The following is a 21383-nucleotide window of genomic DNA, read 5'->3' as shown; positions in this document are numbered from 1 at the left end:
AACCTGCAGGTAACCACGATTGCTGCCACCCGTTCGCTCATCCTTGTTTTCTTGTTCCATCTGCGCTTGTGTCTTATATTCACCTGCTAATTTTACTACTTATGAAGAAAATATGTATTGCGGCAGCCTTCCTGTTGTTTGGTATGACCACTTTTGCGCAGGGATTGCAGAGCCCGGAGCAGTTTATGGGCTACAAGATCGGTACCCGCTATACACGCCATCACCGCATTGTTGAATATTTCCGTTCGGTGGCGCAGGCCAGGCCGGATATGGTGAAGTTTGAAAAATACGGGGAAACCAATGAGGGGAGAGAGCTGGTGCTTGCTTATATTTCTTCTGCAGAGAACATTCAGCGGCTGGAGTCCATCAGGACCAACAACCTGGGACTTGCGGGTATTGCCAATGCAAAAGGTTCTGTTGACAATGCACCGGCCATCGTTTGGCTGAGCTACAATGTGCATGGGAACGAAACCTCTTCTTCGGAGGCGGCATTGATGACGTTGTGGTCGCTGGTAGATCCCAACAATACACAAACAAAGGAATACCTGAAAAATACCGTTGTAGTGATCGATCCCTGTATCAACCCGGATGGCCGCGACAGGTACGTGAACTGGTTCAATGGCGTGGTGGGCGTGCATTACAATCCCGATCCTGCTTCAAGGGAACATACAGAACCATGGCCGGGCGGAAGAACGAACCATTACAATTTTGACCTGAACCGCGACTGGGCCTGGCAAACTCAGGTAGAGACCCAGCAACGCATCAAAAAATACAACCAGTGGCTGCCACAGGTGCATGTTGATTTTCATGAGCAGGGCGTAGACAACCCGTATTATTTTGCGCCGGCGGCGGACCCTGTGCATGAAGTGGTAACGCAATGGCAAAAGGATTTCCAGGTGTTGATCGGCAGGAACAACGCAGGGTATTTCGACAAAAACGGTTGGCTGTATTTCACGAAAGAGCTGTTCGACCTGTTGTATCCTTCTTACGGCGATACTTACCCGCTCTACAACGGCGCCATCGGTATGACCTTTGAACAGGCAGGCGGCCCGCGCGGCGGTTTGGGTGTGGTGAATGGCATTGGCGATACGCTTACACTGCTCGATCGTGCCACGCACCATTATACCACGGGCTTGTCCACCATCGAAACGGCATCCCGTAACAAAAAGAAATTGATGGATGAGTTCAGGAAATATTTTGACGATGCGAAGTCTGGTAAAATAGGAGAGTACAAAACCTATGTGCTCACCTCAAAAGACGAGAACAAGATCAGGTCGGTAATCGATCTGCTCGAAAAAAATGGAATTGAATACGGAACCGTAAACAACAGGTCCTTCCGTGGTTTCAACTATACCACCGGCAAAGACGATGCTTTCAGCGATGAGGGTTATTCACTCGCAGTGAGCGCCTACCAGCCAAAATCGGTGCTGGCAAAAGTACTGTTTGAACCGAAGACGGTGGTTACCGATTCAAACACGTATGATATCACGGCATGGTCGCTGCCCTATGCCTATGGCATCAAAGGTTATGCGGTAAAAGAAAAAATCGACATCGCTCCGTGGAAAAGCGGCACGGCGGTTACCGAAGTAAATGCTGCGTATGGATTGCTGATCCCGTACCAGTCGCTCAACGCATCCAAACTGCTTGCACATTTGCTGAAGAACAATATCAAGGTACGTTTCTGTCAAAAACCGTTTACCTACCAAGGTAAGGTGTACGACAGGGGAACTTTGATCATACTGAGATCCAGCAATCCTTCCAACTGGAACAGCGTGGCCAACGAAGCCTGCAAAAAATTCAACATCCAGGCAACTGCTGTGGAAACCGGGTTTATGGATAAAGGCGCAGACTTCGGATCGTCTGATGTAAGATCGATCAGCGGCGCATTCAAAGTAGCCATGTTAACGGGCGAACAAACGTCATCGGGAGGCGCGGGCGAGATCTGGCATTTCTTTGAAAAGCAACTGGATTACCCGATCACGCTGATCAATGCGGCCGACCTCGGAAGGGCCAACCTGAAAAATTACCAGGTATTTATTTTGCCCGATGGCAATTACCGCTCGCTGAACGATAAAACCACCACCGACAAACTCAAAGATTTTGTACGCAGCGGCGGAAAGCTGATCGCCATCGACGGGGCAGTGGCAACCATGGCCAACGGCGATTGGGGCATCAAGCAACACGAAGACAAATCGGAAGACAAAAGTGAATACGCCAACGTAAAAAAATACGCCGATCGGGAAACATCGGGACTCAGCAGTTCATTGCCCGGCGCTATTTACAAACTCGAGCTCGACAACACGCACCCGCTCGGTTTTGGTTATCCTGATTATTATTATACACTGAAACAGGATGCCGGCGTATACGATTTCCTGAAAGATGGATGGAACGTGGGTATCATGCGAAAAGACGCCTATGTAACGGGCTTCATCGGCAACAAGATCAAGTCTAAGGTGAAAGACGGCGTTGTTTTTGGTGTGCAGGACATGGGCCAGGGCAACGTGATCTATTTCGCCGAAGACCCCCTGTTCCGAAATTTCTGGGAGAATGGGAAAATGATATTTTGTAATGCGGTTTTCCTTGTAGGACAATAGTTATAATTAGAAATTAGGAATTAGTAATTAGTAATTAGTAATTGGGAATAGTGCCTGGTGAGTAATTAGCGATAAACAATATGTAGTGAAAATTATTTACGTTCGAATATATAGTAACCAGTAACCAGCAATCAGCAATCAATGATCATTACCTGTAGATGACAATCCATAATTCCTAATTCCTAATTACTAATTCCTAATTAAAAAGCCGGTTTATGCGTGTAAACAGAACTTTTTTATACATACTTTTTGCTTTGGCTGGATTTTTTTCTGCTAATGCCCAGGTGCCCGATGCTGTTACCAGTACGGATATTTACATGCAGCTCAAAAAGCTGAACGTGCTGGGCAGCGTTCTGTACATCGCCGCGCACCCTGACGATGAGAACAATGGCTTTCTTCCTTACCTCGCTAAAGAAAGAATGTACCGTACCGGTTACCTGAGCCTTACGCGTGGCGATGGCGGGCAAAACCTGATCGGCAGCGAGCAGGGTGTGGAACTGGGATTGATCCGCTCGCAGGAACTGCTTGCGGCAAGGCATATCGATGGCGCCGAACAATTTTTTTCTTCCGCGTATGAATTTGGATTCAGTAAAAATGCAAACGAGGCATTGTCGATCTGGGATAAACAAAAAGTTTTGTCCGACATCGTTTACGTGATCCGCAAATTTCAACCCGATATCCTGATCACCCGTTTTCCGGGTGATGCGAGGGCGGGACATGGACACCACTGGGCATCAGCATTGCTGGCGAACGAAGCTTTTACCGCGGCGGCCGATCCAAACAAATTCCCCGAACAGTTTGCATACGGCGTAAAACCATGGCAGGCGAAACGCATCGTGTGGAACGGGTTCAATTTCGGAGGCAGCAACAATACCTCGGGCCCGGTGCGATTGGATGTTGGCGGCTTCGATCCGTTGCTGGGTAAGAGTTCAGGCGACCTGGGCGGTGAGGCAAGATCCATGCACAAGAGCCAGGGCGAAGGAAGGCCGAGGCGAAAAGGCGAGATCATCGAAAACTTTATGACCACCGGCGGCGACACCGCGCGCAACGACATCATGGAAGGTATCGTAACAGACTGGAAGCGGATAGACGGGGGAGAAAAAATACAACAGAAGATCAGTGCCATCATCAGGCAATACAATTTCGAACATCCTGAACAATCGCTCGACGGACTGCTTGATGTTTACAAGATCGTGATCGCGCTGCCAGACAATACCATGTGGAAAGAACAGAAAACAAAAGAACTGAAAGAGCTCATCGTAAACTGCGCGGGTATTTTTGCAGAAGCCACTACGCGCGAAGAATTTGTTTTGAAAGGAGATACCGCCGTTATAACAGCCACCATCAACAAAAGAAACGATGTGGATGTGAAATTGAAATATGTGCCGGTTAAACAGGGAACAACAAAACTGCTCGACGAGCCGCTCAAAACCAACCAGAATTATTCGTACGAAATAAAAGACGTACAGGTAGACCCGCCTGTAAGTGCACTTACACAACCTTATTGGCTGCAGGCGCAGCAAACACCGGGGAACTTTACCATCAACAACCCGCTGCTGGTGGGGCAGGCATGGAACGATGCGTTGACCACTATTACTTTTAACGTGTCCGTTAAAGGAGTTCCTATTTCGGTTGTAAGACCGGTGCAGTACAAATACATCGACCCTGTAAAAGGAGAAGTGTACCAGCCGTTCATCATGATCCCGCACCTGTCCGTTTCCTTAACACCGCATGTTGCGTTGCTGAACGTGAAAGGCGAAACGAAGAAATACAGTGCAGACTCGATCTATGTAACGTATAAATCGAATTTTACAAAGACAGGCCTGCCAGTAACCATGTACATTCTGCAGGATACCGCACGTACTGTTTTCAGGAACCAGCCAATGGATTTTGAGAAAGGCAGATCCTACACGATCGCATTGCCGACCAGGAAATATTACAATCCACAGGGCGTTCCGTATCTCGAGGCGGCTTTCCGTTTTAATTTGGACGGGAGAGATCATGTGTACTCGCAGTATTTTAAATCGATCGAATACGACCATATTCCCAACATACATTATTCATACAAGGATCATATCCGTGTGATGAACGACGAGATCAAAACGGTTGGCAGAAAAGTGGGTTACATCAACGGCGCGGGCGACAGGATACCGGATGCGCTGCGCGAAATGGGTTTTGAAGTGAAGCTGCTGGACGAAGCCGATATCACCGAAACAGGTTTAAAAGGGCTTGACGCAATTGTGATAGGCATCCGTGCGCATAACATTTACGAATACCTGAGCGATAAGAATGATGTGCTTAGCAACTATGTAAAGAACGGCGGCAACCTGGTTGCCCAGTACATCAAAAGCAACAACATCGGATTGAAACGTTTAAAGCTGGGGCCTTATCCTTTCTCTATCAGCTCGGCTTCGAGGGTAACGGTGGAAGATGCGCCGGTAAACTTTTTGTTGCCGCAGCATCCTGTGTTGAATTATCCCAACAAAATAACCAGTGCAGATTTCAACGACTGGATCCAGGAGCGCAGCACGTACCAGGTAGACCAGGCAGACCCGGCTTTTGAAATGCCGTTGTCTATGAACGATCCCAACGAAAAACCCGGCAACGGCAGCCTCGCGATCGCGAAATACGGCAAAGGGAATTTTGCGTATGTTAGCCTTGTATTGTTCAGGCAACTGCCCGCAGGAAACCCCGGCGCATTTAAAATATTAGCGAACCTTGTGGCGCTACCAAAAAATTAAAACATGCAGCCGAGAAGAAAAATAGGTTTTGCAACACTTGTACTGATCGGTCTCGGTATCGGGCTTCTTTTAAAGAACGTAAAGATCGGCCTGATCATCGGGCTGTTTCTCGGCATCTGCGCGGGAACGGTTTTGATGGGCGGCGGGCGAAAGTAACGCCGAACGTTGTGTGATGTTTACTTTCGTTAATGGATACGGTTTATTGAGCGGAACATTCAAAACAAAAAAGCTATGAACGACAAACCACCTCTGTTCCCAAGCTGGCGCCACTGGTACTTTTTTGTGATGGCGGTGTTGTTGGCGCTCGTTGTCTTTTTTGCATGGTTCACTAAATATTTTTCATGAGTCAACTCGACTGGATCGTACTGAGCGTTACACTGGCTGCCATCATCGCGTATGGCCTGTACAAGAGCCGTACGGCAAAAAATCTCGAAGGATATTTTTTGAGCGACAGGAGCATGCCCTGGTACCTCGTGCTGCTCAGCATCATGGGAACACAGGCCAGCGCGATCACTTTCCTCTCTGCGCCCGGGCAGGCCTTTACCGACGGGATGCGTTTTGTACAATATTATTTTGGCTTACCCATCGCAATGGTGATCCTTTGCATCACTTTTGTACCACTGTTCCGCAAGGTGAAAGTTTTTACGGCTTACGAGTTTTTAGAACAGCGGTTTGACCTGAAGACAAGAACCTTTACTTCCTTTCTTTTTTTATTGTCGAGGGGCCTTTCTACCGGCATCAGTATTTATGCGCCTTCGATTATTCTTTCTTCCTTACTGGGCTGGGATATTTTCTGGACGAATATCGTAATGGGCGGACTGCTCATCATCTATACGGTGAGCGGCGGGGCAAAGGCAGTGGCGTATACGCAGCAGCTGCAGCTCATCATCATTTTCGTGGGAATGTTTGTTGCCGGTTATTGCATCGTGCATTACCTGCCCGAAGGCGTGGGATTTACCGATGCATTGAAAGTAAGCGGCGCATCGGGAAAGCTCAACGTGATCACAACAGGGATCTCGGAGAAGGGATTTGACTGGAAGGACAGGTACAACATCATCAGCGGGGTGATCGGCGGTTTCTTCCTGGCGCTTTCCTATTTTGGAACGGACCAGTCGCAGGTAGGCAGGTACCTCACTGCCAAAAACAACAGGGAAAGCCGGTTGGGGTTGCTCATGAATGGCCTGGTTAAGGTGCCGATGCAATTTTTCATCCTCCTGTTGGGTGCAATGCTTTTCACTTTTTACCAGTTCAACAAGGCGCCGGTGTTTTTCAACAAAGCGGTTGCAGAAAAAGCGATGGCCACGCCTTACAAAGATTCGTTGCAGAAGCTGGAGCAAACCTTCAACATACAGCAAACCCAACAGCAGGCATTGAGCAGGCGTTACATTGTTGACAAGAATGAAACATACAAAGACAGTGTGCGCATCACCTCGCAAAAAATAGCCGCCACACAAAAGCAATACCGCGATGTGTTGAAGAAAGCATTGCCCGCAGATGATACGAGCGACACCAATTATATCTTTCTCCGTTTTGTGGTAGACTTCCTGCCAAAAGGAGTAGTGGGCCTCCTCATCGCTATTATTTTTCTCGCGGCATGGGGTTCTATTGCGGCCGCGCTGAATTCGCTGGCTTCGTGCACCATGGTGGATTTTCACGTGCGTTTCCGCGGAAAAAAATACGACAGCAACAACGCCAGGCAATGCGCCGACGAATACAAAACGTCAAAATATTATACACTCGCATGGGGAGTATTCTCCGTTGTTACCGCGGAATTTGCAACAGGGATGGGCAGCCTGATCGAGGCGGTGAACGTTCTCGGTTCTTTGTTTTATGGGGTGATACTGGGTATTTTCCTGGTTGCGTTTTATATGAAAAAGATCGGTAGCAATGCAGTGTTCATCGCGGCTATATTGGGAGAAGCCATCGTGATAGCCTGTTTCATTCTCGATAGGGATGGCACGATCGGCCTCGGCTTCCTTTGGTTGAATGTAGTGGGCGCGGTAGCTGTTGTGGTGCTTGCGGCACTGCTGCAAATGTTCACACCTGCCCGCACCGCGAAAGAAGTGACAGGCAACAGCGGGCGTTAAGCGGCTTTGGATTTAAGGAAGTAGGCGACCACGCCCAATGCGGTAACGATCAATCCGCCCAATATCATTTCTTTCCCCGTAGAAAAAAATACAAACGCCCACATCAGCATCGCCAATACTACGGGCACGGGATAGAGCGGCATGCGCCATGCGAAATGCTGTTTGCCTTTTCTCTTCACCAGCAACAGCAAACCGGCGCCCTGGCCGATGAACTGGACGAGGATGCGCATCGCCAGTATGGCGCTGATCACTTCGTGTAGTTTGAAGGTGAGGCTGAATGCAAAAGCGATCCCGCCAAGAAACAAAAGGGAGATGTATGGAAAATGTTTGGTAGGATGCAGTTTTGCAAAAATTTTGAAGAAAGAGCCATCCAGCGCCGCAGCGTATGGAATGCGGCTGTAGCCAAGCGTTGCAGAGAATACAGAGGCGAATGCAACCCATAAGATGAGCAAGGTAACCACATTGGCTGCGTATTTTCCCGATAGGTGGTTAACAAACTCACTTACCACGAAATCGCTTTTGCGGATCTGGTCCAACGGCAATACAGATGCAACGCTGATGTTCATCAACAAATAAAGCACCGCAATACCCGCAATGGAAATGAACATGCTGCGCGGAATATTTTTTACGGGGTTGATGATCTCGCCGCCGAGGTGACAAACATTGTAATAGCCAAGATAGCTGTACACTGTTTTCACGCTTGCAAAGCCAAGCGCCGCTGTAAAGGCAAGGTCAACTTTTAAACCGTTGTTGATGTTTTTAACCGGTTCAAGAAAATGGCCGTGCGAGATGCCGCTTCCTATGATCCACACCATCACCACCAAAACACCCATCCACAACAAAACGCTGATCCTGCCGATGGCCTCGATCTTTCGATACAAAAGAACGATGATAAGAAGAACCACCCCGCCACTTACCAATTTGCTTTGGATGGCGTTGAGCGGGAAAATGTATCCGGTGTATTGTGCAAAACCGATGGCCGCAGAAGCGATCACAAGCGGTGCCTGGATCATCGTTTGCCATACAAAAAGAAAACTCATGAGCCTGCCCCATTTAGGGCCGTATCCTTCTTTGAGAAAATTATAACTGCCGCCGGCGAGTGGGTAGGTGGCGCCAAGCTGGCTCCAGATCATCGCATCAATAAAAGAAAGCAGGGCACCGGCTATCCAGGCGTATAAGAACCAGGGGCCGTTCATGATCTTAACCACAGTGGCCAGCACCACAAACGGGCCGATGCCAACCATGTCGGTCATGTTGATAGCAGTAGCCTGTAAAAGACTTATCTTCCTTTCCAGTTTCGGAGGCTCATTGTGCATTGGTATAAAACTATTTCTTTACCGGGAGACTAAATAATATGGATCGCATTTTTTCAACAGTAGACTGGGCAAAAGGTTCTGTAGTGTATGAAGTGAACACGAGGCAATTCACGAAAGAAGGAACATTTTCCGCTTTTGGTAAACACCTGCCGCGGTTGAAAGAGATGGGCGTTACCGTTTTGTGGTTCATGCCCATTACACCCATCAGCAGCAAAGAAAGGCTGGGATCGCTGGGTAGTTATTATGCCTGCAGCAGTTATGTTGACATCAATCCTGAGTTCGGCGATCTTCCGGCATTTAAAAAGCTGGTGAACGATGCGCATGCATTGGGATTGAAAGTGATCATCGATTGGGTGGCAAACCATACCGGGTATGATCATACATGGACCACCGAACATCCCGATTGGTACCTGCTGGATGAGAAAGGAAATTTTACGGAAAAGAATGGATGGAAGGATGTGATCGATCTCAATTTCAACAACCATGATATGCGCAATGCGTTGATCGGTTCCATGAAATACTGGATCAGTGAATGCGGCATCGATGGCTTCCGTTGCGATATGGCGCACCTCGTGCCACTTGATTTCTGGAAAGATGCCCGCACACAATGCGATGCGCTGAAACCTCTGTTCTGGCTCGCAGAGTGCGAAGTGGTGGATTACCACCAGGTGTTCGATGTTTCGTATGCATGGTGGTGGATGCATGTTACAGAAGCGTATGCAAAAGGAAACGGCAACCTCAACACCGTGCGTGATGTATTGCATGCCTACTCGCAATACCCTGCGGGCGCACAAAAACTATTGTTCACCTCCAACCACGATGAAAACAGCTGGAACGGTACCGAGTACGAAAAATACGGATCCGCAGCGAACGCATGGGCCGTGTTCTGTTGCACATGGAGCGCGGTTCCCCTGATCTACAGCGGTCAGGAGAGCCCGAACAAAAAGCGGCTCGCGTTTTTCGACAAAGACCCGATCGGGTGGCAGGAACCGTTGCGGTTGGAAGATTTCTACAAGGGACTTTTATCCCTCCGGCAAAGAAACCCCGCAATCGTTGAGGGCGAAACGTTCATTTTACCGTCTACCAACGACGATCAGCTGATGGCTTACCTGCGCCGGAAAGACGAACATGTAGTGCTTGTGGTTTTGAACGTTTCAGAACAAAACAGGCTGAAGATCGATGTGGGCCACGAATGGATACACGGAACTTTCAGAAACATTTTTTCCGGGCTGGCTTTCCGGTTTGATGGCGGGGCCTCATTTGAATTGCAGGCAGGAGAATATGTTGTTTATGAACGCACAGGCGAATAAGGAGCCGTTGGTTCCTGGATTTATCTATATAAAAAAACGGCCTTTACGAATGATCGTAAAGGCCGTTGCTATTAAATGGAAAAATCAATAATTAGTCAACATCGCTCAGGTCCAACGGATACGGGTAGGTATTGTCATAACCCGGGTAAACACCTTCCACCTTCACTTTTCTTCCCCGGTTCAGGGAAAGGATCTTGTCGAGGTCTGCAACGCTTTTTACTTCCTGGTCGTTCACGCTGGTGATGATGAATCCTTCCTGGATCCTTGTTCTCTTCAACAGCCCGTCGTTGATCTTCTTCACTACCACACCGCCGGAGATGTTATTGGCTGCAGCGGTCTTGGTATCTACCGCCACGAGTTCCGCACCCAGTTTTTCAAGGATGCCGGTTGTTTTTACAACATCGGTTGTGCCCGCCTTGTTTTTCAGCGTAAGGGTAACCGTGTTCTCTTTACCTGAACGGTTGTAGGTCAATGAGATTTTATCGCCTGGTTTGTAACGGGTAACCTGCTCCTGTAATTCAGGTCCGCTGGTAACGGTTACGCCATTGATCTTTGTTACGATATCGCCTTTTTTCAAACCTGCGATCGCCGCGGCGCCGTCTGCCGGAACATCGGTTACGTAAACACCTTCACCTTCTTTGTATCCTGCGCCGAGTTCTTTTTTCTGTTCTTCGGTGATCGATTCGCGTGGGTAAGAGATACCGATGTATGCTCTTTGCACCGCACCAAACTTCACGATATCGGTAACTACTTTTTTAACGATGTTCACCGGGATCGCGTAAGAATAACCCGCATAGGAACCGGTTGGAGATGCGATCGCCGAGTTGATGCCGATCAGTTCGCCATTGGTATTGATCAAGGCTCCGCCGCTGTTACCCGGGTTCACCGCCGCATCTGTCTGGATGAATGATTCGATGGCCGCATTGCTCTGCCTGTCGTTGATCCCGATCGATCTTGATTTCGCACTTACGATACCCGCGGTAACGGTTACGTCAAGATTCAAAGGATAGCCGATGGCGAGTACCCATTGCCCGAGTTTGGCCTCATCGCTGTTGCCATACACCAGGTACGGAAGGTTCTTCGCGTCGATCTTGATCACGGCGAGGTCGCTGCTCGCATCGCTCCCGATCACGGTTGCCTTGTAAGTATGTTTGTTTGAAAGGGTAACCGTAAGCTCGTCTGCACCATCTACCACGTGGTTGTTGGTAACGATGTATCCATCATCTGTGATCAATACGCCGCTGCCGCTTGCACGCTGCTCAGGTATCATACGTGGGCCGCCAAAGAAATCGCCCATGTCGCCATCGCCGAAAAGATCTGCGAATGGATTGTATCCGCGTTGCTGGCGGCCACTATTGCTAACCTGTCTTGCCTTTGTTTTGGTTTTGATATGCACTACCGCAGGTGTTCCCGTTGTAGCCGCAGGGCCAAAATCAACCGCCCCACCGGCCGGCATACCGGTATTGTTGTAAAAACCTGCGTAGTTAGCCGGCACTTTGCCATCTATCTGGATGCCTGCCGATTTGCTCTCCAGGAACTTTCCATAGCCCCACACACTCAAAACAGCGGTGGTAGCACTGATGAGCACAACTGCTAAAATGTTCTTGAGTTTCATATTTATTCCTTGTTTTTTTATTGTTTAGCTGGGTCAAATTTTATGCCTTTCCGGTAACAAATAAACGAAGCTGTTTAATTGTCAGGATACCACATCCCACTATTTAACAAATGTTTACGTAACTTTTCGTACTTGTGATTTTATTTGACGTTGAAGTTACCGATTTTCCCGGTGAATACCGCTTTTGGATTTTAGCGGTTGGCCACGGGTATCGGGGATGCTGTTTTTTACCGGTGGTTTGTTATGACATTTTCGCACGCCGGTTTTCCGGTTGCGACAAATAAACATTTGCCGGTTGTTACAATCCCATCAAGAACTGCATGGTATCCACCCCATCGGCATAATCTGTCAGCTCCGGGCTTTGCGCACTTCCGAAGGGGAGGTGGTTGTGGCCAACAACGCACTGGATGTCGTGATTGTTTTGAACAACCTGCTCTGCTTCGGTCTTGTCGGAATAAAAAGAATAATGAACCTGGCTCACGGGCGAGAACGGTGAAACGTTTTCTGTGAGGATAACGCTCTCGTTGTTCATGTAATATTTATTGCCCATGATGAGCAGCGCAAGATGGTAGTCGTAATTGTGTTTGTACTTATGAAAATCGAGAAAATGCCCGTATTTCCTGAGCGCATCGAGCAGGGGAATAAAATCGTATGCTTTGGGCACGAGCAGTTGCGTAACGTTCCGGCAGCCCAGGCCGAAATACAATTGTATGTCGTTGGCCAGGGCATCCAGCTCCTCCCTCGTTTCGTTACCGTCGAGGATGGCCACCGATGTGCGGTTGCGCCGGATGATGTGCGGGTATTTTCCAAAATAATAATCAAAATACCGGCCCGAGTTATTGCTTCCCGTGGCGATGTATGCATCGCAGTTCTTCAACCGTTCCGCGAAGGAAACGGTGTTCTGTATGGTGATCTCCCATTCGTATAGCTTTTTTACAAGGTGCCTGATCAGGATCTCGTCTTTGGAAGAGGTCTTGATCACCACCGAATGCCCGCTGATGAACACACAAAGAAAGTCGTGGAACCCAACCAGCGGGATGTTCCCGGCCATTACCAGTCCCACGGTTTTAGGCGATGCCTGCTCGTCCGGTACATTGTACCCGGCCGCCCAGGCCCGTAAAAGCGCCGGGTCCAGGAAACGCTGAACGATGGCGGCAACGGCCTGTTCCACAAATTCGGGAACAAACCACTGGTTTTCGCGGTAGGCGCGTTCTTTTACCTCCCGGAACTCCGGGCCATCCTCCTTCATATACAGGCCGAGGCGGGCCATCAGCTCAATTCGTTCTTGTAAAATCATTTGACAACCGTATTTTTGGAATGCAAATGTAGAATCACTAACCCAACAAACCCATTTTGTATGGCAATCAAAATTACCGAAGAGTGTATCAACTGCGGCGCCTGCGAGCCCGAATGTCCGAATAATGCGATTTACGAAGGCGGCGTTGAATGGGCCATCTCCGACGGAACAACCATCAAAGGTGATTTTACTTTGATGGATGGAACCGTTGTAAATGCCGACCAGCGTTTTGCGCCCATCAGCGTAGACACCTACTACATTTCTCCGAACAAATGTACCGAGTGCCAGGGCTTCCACGAAGAACCCCAGTGCGCAGCCGTTTGCCCGGTAGATTGCTGCGTTCCCGATGAGATGTACCGCGAAACAGTAGACGAACTGCTCGCCAAGAAAGCCAAAATGCACATCTAATGCACATCCGATGTGCTAAACTTGTGCATCCGGAACTTGCAAAACAGAAGAATAGTTTTTAGCTTAGTACTGTTAATAGAAGTATTAATAATTGTTGCTTTTAAACGGCAACAACCAGTAACGGCGGGTGATATTTCCCGTCAACGCGAGGTGAAGAGACAAACGTTTCTTCACCTTTTTTTGTGGCCTGCCCCAAGGAGAATAGGCCTCGCCGCTCAGGAATCGGCTGTGAGCGGTTATATTTGCAGAGGGAGGCGGTTCTTCCGATTAAAAAATCACACAAAACCTTACGGAGCAGCAATGAAAAAAATAGCATTGGTTACCGGTGGCCTCAGCGGCGAAGCGCAGATCAGTTATAAAAGCGCAATTACGGTAGGAAATAATATTGACAGGGATAAGTTTGAAGTATACCGCATCGACATCAACCCTTCGGGCTGGTGGTACGAACCCGTAAACGGTGAGAAATCGAAAGTGAACCGCGATGATTTCTCTGTAACCGATAACGGCCATAAAATAAATTTCGATGCCGTTCTGCTTTGCATCCATGGCACACCGGGCGAAGACGGGAAACTGCAGGGGTATTTCGATATGCTCAACCTGCCTTACACCAGCTGCGACGCGGCAACATCTGCTTTAACTTTCAATAAAAGATATACGGTGGCAGTGGCAGCCTTCGGCGGCATCAATGTTGCCCGCTCCCTGCATCTATTTAAACACACACCCGTTACACCCCAGGAGATCCTGGCCCAGCTGAAACTCCCCGTTTTTGTAAAGCCCAACAATGGCGGAAGCAGCATCGGCATGAGCAAGGTGAACGAGGCGGGCGCCCTGCAGGCTGCGCTGGATAAGGCTTTCAAGGAAGATACGCAGGTGCTGGTAGAGGAGTTCATCAGCGGGCGCGAGTTTACGATCGGTGTTTTCAAAAACAAAAACGAGATACTTGTGCTCCCGATCACCGAGATCGTTACGCACAATGAATTCTTCGATTTCGAGGCAAAATACCAGGGTAAAAGCGAGGAGACCACGCCCGCTAAAATTGATGCGGCCATGCAGCAATCGCTGGAAACCGCTGCAAAAAGAGTTTATGAATTGCTCAACTGCCGCGGCGTGGTACGGATCGATTTTATCTACGATACCAAAGAAGGAAAACCCTATATGCTTGAAGTGAATACGGTACCGGGACAAAGCGAGGCCAGCGTAATTCCGCAACAGGTAAGGGCAATGGGTGGCAGCCTGAAAGATTTTTACACGGCTGTGATCGAACAGGCTTTTAGTTAATTTTTGGGTTCAGGGAGGGGGGATTTTGAAATTGAGTTATCTTACCCTTGATTTTAATGGCAACCGTTCCTTAAAACACGAGCCCTGAATTTCGAAATTTCGCATAATTCCAAAATCTCAAGATGTCTTTAGTTTCAAAATACGTTACTTCAAAACCGCTTTGGGTGAACATCCTGTATGGCATCGGGCTGGTGATCGTGCTGGTGATCCTGTTCTTTTTTTCACTCTCCTGGATCACGGGTAACGGCAACGAGGTAAAGGTTCCGGCCGTTACCGGGCAGAACGCAGATGCGGCAAGAAAAATTTTAGAAGACAAAGGATTTGATGTCATCATCCAGGATTCGGTATACGTAGATTCTGCGGCAAAACTTGCCGTGATCCGCCAGTTGCCCGAGGCAGATGCCACTGTAAAATCCGGGAGAACGATCTACCTCACCATCAACCGCAGCATACCGCCGCAGGTTGAAATGCCCAACTTTGCCGGCTTTTCTGTGAAGAGCGCTGAACTTTACCTGCAGAGTATCGGTCTTAAAATGGGAAGCATCACCTACGAACCGGATATTGCGCGCAACGCGGTGTTGAAACAACTGTACAACGGCGAGATCATCGCTCCGGGAACAAAGATCCCGATCGGTTCGGTGATCAGTTTTGTTTTGGGCAGCGGCGAAGGCGGCGGCGTGATTAATGTGCCCGATCTTGTGGGGATGACGCTCAGCGAGGCACGTACCTATCTTTCAACCATGGGAATCGATGTGGGAACCATCACGGGCACAGAAGAAATAAAAGATTCAGCGAACGCTTTTGTAGTGCGGCAGATCCCGCAGACACTGAGCGATTCCATTGGCACTTCGGGACTGCGCGTACCCAATAAAATAAAACAGGGCCAGATCATCGATGTGATCATCGGGAATACGGCGCCGCCAAGAGAGCAGAGAAATTAAATCATACCATTCCTATTTTTATGCAAACCATTACAGTAGAAGAATTAAAAGCCAAGATCGACGCAGGAGAAAACCTGCACCTCGTAGACGTTCGTGAACCACATGAGAACGCGGAGTTCAACATCGGCGGCTTGTTGCTGCCGCTCGGCAAAGTGCAGACCATGCAGACCGACGAAATAGACGACCTCAAAGACGATACCGTTTACATCTACTGCCGCAGCGGCAACCGCAGCGGGCAAGCCTGCCTGATTTTAGAAACCATGGGTTTCAAAAACGTAGTAAATGTTGCAGGAGGAATGCTGGCCTGGCAGGAAAAAATTGGTAAATGATCTTCAGCAGTGGGAGCAATGCGCTTATCATTACAACGAAGAAGCCTGGTGAAAATATCTCCAGGCTTCTTCGTTGTATAACATGCTGTTCATCTCGCGAAGCTGCAAAAACCTAAACAAAAAACGGCGTCACGATCTTCACTACATCATCTTTCGACAAGGGTTCGTCAAATGCTTCCGTTGCTGCGTTGACGCCGATGTTTCCATTCACACCCGCAAGACTGGTAATGGTTACGCCGCCTTGCACCGTTGCGTCTTCGCCTGCATATACTGCGTTTGTCCTGGCATCGATGCCACTAATCATGAGTGTGATCCATGGCCTTACGCCAACTCCTGCGGCCGCACGCATCTGGCGGATGTGCGACGCATGGCGCGCTTCCACCGAATGGATGTTCAATGCCGCCGTAAGGTAAGCGCGGTTCGCTGTGCCCATTAGGTTCGGGGCCTGGCCTTTGTAGGCTCTCACGCCCGTATCTTCAAACGCCTGTGCCACCGCCAGAAAAGTTGCGTAGTTGCTGAACACATCTGGAAAAGCGCCTTTTGCCGTGAAATCAAAATTGGCGGCGGTATAGCTTACCGGTGTTCCTCCCGCTGCGGTGATGGCTGTTTTTAAAAAGTTTACGTGCGCGTTCTCATGGTCGCGGATCGTTGCGAGCGCCGCCGCAGGCGCGCCTGCAGGTATGAGCCCGGCCGTGGCTACGCCTTTTGTATAAAAATTTGCTTCGAGGTATTCGAGCTGCAACGCAAAATTCAATACACCCAACACACCCGTAGTGGTTTGCCCGTAGGCTTTCTTAAAGAAGGCACCCAATGCAAGCGGCAGCGCAGCCAGCGTGAGCCTTTTACCCGCTGTGCCCAAACCTTTGAACACATCGCGGCGACCCGATGCTCTCTCATAGATCTCCGGATCTACCTGTTCTATCTCTGATAAAATATTTTGAAGATTCATGGTTGTGATTTTTTGATGATAAATGTGGATGCTATCCTAGGAAGGCAGGCCGCTGATGTCGAGTCTTGTGTTGAGGTAAGCTCCGGCAATGGCAAAAACCTGTGCCGGTGTCCTGGCCATATCAAGACCATTGGCATCAAGCGCTGTGCTGTCTGCAAATGATCCCGGCGACAGCAGGTCGCGTATCAATGCCGCATGTCTTGCTTCCACGGAAACGATTTTGCCCGCGAGCCCGAGGTAAACAGGGTTGGTAATGAGTTGCCCGGCCCCATTGTATGCGGTTACGCCCAGGTCTTCAAAAGCTTTTGCGGTGGCGAGAACGCTTGCACGGTTTCCAAAATCGATCGTACTGAAGTTTACATCCAGTGCGCGGATGGCATTGCTTCCCAATGCGGCTTTGAAAAATTCGCGGTGCGCAATTTCATGATCGCGGATATCGGCCAGCAGTGAGCCTTCAGCGGCGGTCATGTTATCATAAGGCGTTGCGATCACCCTGGTGTAAAACGCAGCCTCCAGTTGCTCGAGCGCGTAGGCATAGTTGAGGATGCCCGTGTCGCCCGTGCCCAGGCTAACCGTGTCTGCCATGCCCATCGAATCGTTTTTTTTACAGGAGCTTGAACCGATCACGAAAGCGGAGAGCAGCGACAGCCCGCCCGCGGTTGCAAGAAATTTCCTGCGCGATGCCTGCGGGGATGGTTCGGCATTGTCCAATACATTGCCCTCAAGTTGATTTGATCTACTTGTCATAAATAATGTTTTGAAATGAATAATGGATGATCTTTAAGCGCGGAACAACAAGGTTATCTAATTACGTCTTACACCGTATAAAAGGTTTTACAGACACAATTTATTTTTTCGTAAATCTTTAACTGAAATTTTTATACCGAAAAGATTTGCCGCAGTTTGGTGAAAAATCTTTCCCGGTAAAAATTTCTGTTAAACGAAACGGTTGAAACGAATATGATTCCCTATACAAACCTGACGATTGGCGGAATTATTCTACAAAAACGTTGTCCCGGGCAATAATAACCTAGGCGACGATTGATCATCGAGTAAAAAAAGAAGCGGATCATATTGATCCGCTTCTTCTTCTTCTTCTTAAATATTTTCAAGACCATTCTCATAACCTGATGTTCACTCCCAAAACATAATTTGTTCCCGCCATCGGGAAATACCCGTTGTCTGTGTATACCGATCCGCCGGAAACATAACTGTAAGTGTACCCATTGGGTTCATATCTTTTGTTGAATACGTTGTTCACCATCCCGGTGATGTTCCATTCGGAGAACAGCAGTTTTTTGAAGGTCCACGATGCGCGGATGTTCTGAACGAAGAACGCATTGAGTTTGCGCGTTTCATCCTGGCTGTTGTCCATGTATTCTTTGCCAACATACTTACTGATGAAACTTAACTCAACATTCCGTACAGGAATGAAAGAAAGCGTGGCAGCGGCTGTAACCGGCGGCGAAAAAGAGATATCGGTATTGCGGTGTACCTTTTCATCCTGCCCGCCATTATCGTAGTTGTCTATGTACTCGGTATAGGATGCGATCTTGTTCCTGCTCAGCGTAAGGTTTCCGGCAACATTCATCCACTTGTTAACTACGGCGGCCGCCTGCAGTTCGATACCCAGCCGGTAACTGTGCGGGATGTTTTTTCTTGTATAAGATCCCACATCGTTGATCTGGCCTGTCAATACAAGCTGGTTGATGTAGTACATGTAATATACGGTTGCCCCGAAATGATAAGCGGCCGTTCTTTTTTCAACGCCTGCTTCAATATCGTGCATGGTTTCTGCTTTCGGTTGCGTGGTAATGCCGGCCTGGAAATCATCGCGGTTGGGCTCTTTGCGCCCGAGCGCATAGCTGATGGAAGTTTGCCATCCATTCTTTGCATAAGTGATACCGGCCTTCGGGTTGATGAAATCGAAATCGCGGCTCACATACAGGTTGGGGTTGTCTTCAAAACCATTCATGTCGTGTTTTACATAACGGTACTGGAGATCCGCAAAACTTGTCCAGTTTGCATCGATGCGGTGCTGCCATTTGGTATACACATTCACATCCGTTTTCTTCGCCGGGTAATCATAGTAACGGTGGTTGGCCGGCACGGTGCCATACTGCAGCCAGGCAATGGTGCCGTAATGTTTTCCATCGTAAACGGTCCACCCGCCACCGAATGTGAACTCGTCGTTTTTGTTTTTGTATTGAAGCGAAAGGATCTGCCCGTAAAAATAATTATCGAGCCAACGCTGTCTTACAATGTCTGTCTGCGTGTAAGTGGTGCCGCCCACAACAACCGATGCCGGCAATCCATATTTTGTAAACGATTGCTGGGCCTTGTATTCTTCGTAATAACCTTTTCCCCTTGTAAGAAATACCGCGGTATTGAACGACCAGCTGCTGCTGAACGAATGGTTGAAGAAAAGCTGGTAATGGGTCTGCGTGTAGTTATCGGTCTGGTTATCGTACGGTGCGCCCGTTTTCTCCGTTCCTGCAGGGTTGTAGCTGCGGTCGCTCTGCAGTTTGTTCTCAGGAACGCCGTACCATGCCTGGTATGTTTTTTCTTTCCCGGAAAAGATGTTCAACCGCAGGGAAGATTTTTTATTGAGGTAAGCGGTACTGAAGTAAAAAGATTTCAGGTCCGATTTTGCGCGGTCGATAAACCCGTCGCTGTTGATGCGGCTGAGCCTTGCATCAACGGTGAAATGATCGCCGATCAGTCCCGACCCCGCTTTCAATGTATTTTTCCAGGTGTTGAAAGAACCGAAGCTGTTGTTCGATTCTGCATAGGCTTTTTCATTGTATTCGTTTGTTGCGAGGTTGATGGTGCCGCCAAAGGCCCCCGCACCATTGGAGGAGGTGCCGATGCCGCGTTGTATCTGAATGCTGTTTACCGAAGACGCGATATCCGGCAGATCTACAAAATAACTGCCCATGCTTTCGGCATCGTTGTAGGGAATGCCGTTGAGCGTAACGTTCACCCGGGTGGCATCGCTGCCGCGGATGCGTATGCCGGTATAGCCAATGCCGTTGCCTGCATCTGAATTGACCACCACCGAAGGCGTTTGGTCGAGCAGGAACGGAACATCCTGCCCGAAATTGTTTTTCGCGATCTGTTCTTTGGTGATGTTGGTCTTTGTGAACGGCGCTTTATCGGATGCGCGCACCGACCGCACCTCGAGCGGCTGCAGGTACAAAGAAGAAGGCGTGAGCGAAATACTGAGCGCGGCATTGCTGTTCTTCACATCGATGTCCTGGCGATAAGGCTTATGTCCAAGGCTGCTCACCAGCAACTCGTACCTGCCCAAAGCGGGGTTTGTAAAAACAAATTTCCCGTTTTCATCGGTAACGGATTGCCTGCTGCCAAGGCTGATGGTGGCGCCGGCGATGGGGGTGCTTGACCCGGATTCTGTGACTGTGCCCTGTACGGGGCTTTTTGTGGGTTGAGCAAAGGCAGACGCTGTGAGGAATGCCAACATCAATGTTCCCAAAAACTTTTTCATTGCTGAATGTTTTAAAAGTTAATAATGGGAACAGGGGAACGCTAGTAGGAGAGGTACTGGGCCCATCGCGGCAGAAGCTTTGATGGGCGTTTTCGGAAATGTACGCCTTCCCTTCGCAGGAATTACCCTGTTCAGGTTCAACGGGTATTATCTCAGCCCTCTCCCCACGATATTGTGAGGGAGAAAGCACCCCGAGGAATGATCTGGTGCAAAAATAGGTGATCGGCAAATGCGCGCCAACTGTAACTTTATCCCCCGGTGCCCGTTACACCGTAAACTATTATTGATGAAGAAGACCGGATCATTGTTGATTATGTGCCTGGGACTGTTCTTTGCCCATGCCCAGAATGAAAAGAACCTCGTGGTGGATGCCAATGCCGAAGTGCGAACGGTAAACAGTTTTACAGCGATCGAAGTGTCTGATGCGATCGACCTCTATATTTCCCAGGGAAATGCCGAAGCAGTGGCCATCAGCGCCAACGCAGACGACATCAGGACCCGCATCAAGACCGAGGTGCGTGGCAATACCCTGCATATTTTCTTCGACGCCAAAGGGCTAAACTGGCGAAAATGGGGCAACAACCGCATGAAGGCCTATGTTACCTACAAAAAACTGGAGCGGCTCGAGGCTTCGGGGGCATGCAACATCAAGACCACCGACCCCATCATCCAGCCCGAATTGAAAATGGAAATGTCTGGCGCCAGCGATTTTACCGGCGAAATCAAGGTAGGTAAACTCAGGCTCAATGGTACCGGCGCATCTGTGATCACCCTTTCGGGTAAAGCGGATGAAATGAACATCGATATTTCAGGTGCGAGCCAGGTAAAGGCATACGACCTGGCCACCGACCTTTGCAAGGTCGATGCCAGCGGCGCATCCGTGATCCGCATTTCAGTAAACAAGGAACTCAGCGCCGTGGCCAGCGGCGGCAGCAATATCAAATACCGCGGCACCGGCCTGATCAGGGACATTAGTAGTAGCGGAGGTGCCAGTATTAAGCGAGACAACTGAA

At 49.1% G+C, this 21383-nt stretch carries 16 protein-coding genes and 1 riboswitch; of the genes, 10 read left to right on the top strand and 6 right to left on the bottom strand.

Going from position 1 to position 21383, the window contains the following annotated elements:
- Positions 1-101: 101 nt before the first annotated feature.
- The 4 genes from GWC95_RS07490 (at position 102) to GWC95_RS07475 (ending at position 7422) form a co-directional block, all read left to right on the top strand.
- Positions 102-2594 carry a M14 metallopeptidase family protein gene (locus GWC95_RS07490; RefSeq protein WP_161818069.1) on the top strand — a complete coding sequence of 831 codons (2493 nt, stop codon included), beginning with the start codon at positions 102-104 and terminating at the stop codon, positions 2592-2594.
- A 215-nt stretch (positions 2595-2809) separates the two neighbouring features.
- A complete protein-coding gene (locus GWC95_RS07485) occupies positions 2810-5335 on the top strand; it encodes a PIG-L family deacetylase (protein WP_161818068.1) in 2526 nt (841 codons plus the stop codon).
- Positions 5336-5338: 3 nt separating this feature from the next.
- Positions 5339-5491 carry a hypothetical protein gene (locus tag GWC95_RS07480; protein ID WP_161818067.1) on the top strand — a complete coding sequence of 51 codons (153 nt, stop codon included), beginning with the start codon at positions 5339-5341 and terminating at the stop codon, positions 5489-5491.
- Between the two features lie 185 nt (positions 5492-5676).
- Positions 5677-7422, top strand: coding sequence for a sodium:solute symporter (locus GWC95_RS07475; RefSeq protein WP_161818066.1), 1746 nt, complete (start codon positions 5677-5679; stop codon positions 7420-7422).
- On the opposite strand, the gene GWC95_RS07470 is transcribed toward GWC95_RS07475, so the two are convergent.
- A complete protein-coding gene (locus GWC95_RS07470; RefSeq protein ID WP_161818065.1) occupies positions 7419-8738 on the bottom strand; it encodes an APC family permease in 1320 nt (439 codons plus the stop codon). The genes GWC95_RS07475 and GWC95_RS07470 overlap by 4 nt on opposite strands.
- Before the next feature lie 38 nt (positions 8739-8776).
- Here GWC95_RS07470 and GWC95_RS07465 point away from each other — a divergent pair, with 38 nt between their 5' ends.
- Positions 8777-10048, top strand: a complete 1272-nt coding sequence (locus GWC95_RS07465) for an alpha-amylase family glycosyl hydrolase (RefSeq protein WP_161818064.1) — start codon at positions 8777-8779, stop codon at positions 10046-10048.
- 91 nt (positions 10049-10139) lie between these two features.
- Here GWC95_RS07465 and GWC95_RS07460 read toward each other — a convergent pair whose 3' ends face one another.
- Both GWC95_RS07460 and GWC95_RS07455 read right to left on the bottom strand, forming a co-directional pair.
- Positions 10140-11663, bottom strand: coding sequence for a trypsin-like peptidase domain-containing protein (locus GWC95_RS07460; protein ID WP_161818063.1), 1524 nt, complete (start codon positions 11661-11663; stop codon positions 10140-10142).
- 298 nt (positions 11664-11961) lie between these two features.
- On the bottom strand, positions 11962-12960 hold the full coding sequence (locus GWC95_RS07455) for an acyl-CoA reductase (protein ID WP_161818062.1): 999 nt from the start codon (positions 12958-12960) through the stop codon (positions 11962-11964).
- A 60-nt stretch (positions 12961-13020) separates the two neighbouring features.
- Between GWC95_RS07455 and GWC95_RS07450 the strand changes: the two genes are divergently transcribed.
- From GWC95_RS07450 to GWC95_RS07435, 4 genes are all read left to right on the top strand, one after another.
- Positions 13021-13368, top strand: a complete 348-nt coding sequence (locus GWC95_RS07450) for a 4Fe-4S dicluster domain-containing protein (protein ID WP_161818061.1) — start codon at positions 13021-13023, stop codon at positions 13366-13368.
- Between the two features lie 300 nt (positions 13369-13668).
- Positions 13669-14646, top strand: coding sequence for a D-alanine--D-alanine ligase (locus GWC95_RS07445; RefSeq protein WP_161818060.1), 978 nt, complete (start codon positions 13669-13671; stop codon positions 14644-14646).
- A gap of 122 nt (positions 14647-14768) precedes the next feature.
- Positions 14769-15587, top strand: a complete 819-nt coding sequence (locus tag GWC95_RS07440) for a PASTA domain-containing protein (protein ID WP_161818059.1) — start codon at positions 14769-14771, stop codon at positions 15585-15587.
- A gap of 20 nt (positions 15588-15607) precedes the next feature.
- Positions 15608-15916, top strand: coding sequence for a rhodanese-like domain-containing protein (locus GWC95_RS07435; protein ID WP_161818058.1), 309 nt, complete (start codon positions 15608-15610; stop codon positions 15914-15916).
- Positions 15917-16028: 112 nt separating this feature from the next.
- Here the strand turns inward: GWC95_RS07435 and GWC95_RS07430 are convergent, their stop codons facing one another.
- The 3 genes from GWC95_RS07430 to GWC95_RS07420 all read right to left on the bottom strand — a co-directional run bounded on the left by GWC95_RS07430 (position 16029) and on the right by GWC95_RS07420 (position 20370).
- Positions 16029-16865 carry a ferritin-like domain-containing protein gene (locus GWC95_RS07430; protein ID WP_161818057.1) on the bottom strand — a complete coding sequence of 279 codons (837 nt, stop codon included), beginning with the start codon at positions 16863-16865 and terminating at the stop codon, positions 16029-16031.
- A 36-nt stretch (positions 16866-16901) separates the two neighbouring features.
- The gene (locus tag GWC95_RS07425) at positions 16902-17612 is read right to left on the bottom strand and encodes a ferritin-like domain-containing protein (RefSeq protein ID WP_161818056.1); all 711 of its coding nucleotides are present in this window, start codon (positions 17610-17612) and stop codon (positions 16902-16904) included.
- A 373-nt stretch (positions 17613-17985) separates the two neighbouring features.
- Positions 17986-20370: a TonB-dependent receptor gene (locus tag GWC95_RS07420; protein ID WP_161818055.1), complete on the bottom strand. Its 2385-nt coding sequence runs from the start codon at positions 20368-20370 to the stop codon at positions 17986-17988.
- Between the two features lie 91 nt (positions 20371-20461).
- Positions 20462-20574, bottom strand: a riboswitch (TPP riboswitch).
- Between the two features lie 82 nt (positions 20575-20656).
- Here GWC95_RS07420 and GWC95_RS07415 point away from each other — a divergent pair.
- Complete coding sequence (locus GWC95_RS07415; RefSeq protein WP_161818054.1) at positions 20657-21382, top strand: head GIN domain-containing protein; 726 nt, start codon at positions 20657-20659, stop codon at positions 21380-21382.
- The last annotated feature ends 1 nt before the right edge of the window (position 21383 follow it).

Source organism: Sediminibacterium roseum (assembly GCF_009939005.1).
Taxonomy (GTDB): Bacteria; Bacteroidota; Bacteroidia; order Chitinophagales; family Chitinophagaceae; genus Sediminibacterium; species Sediminibacterium roseum.
This window is presented reverse-complemented; position numbering and strand designations above follow the sequence as displayed.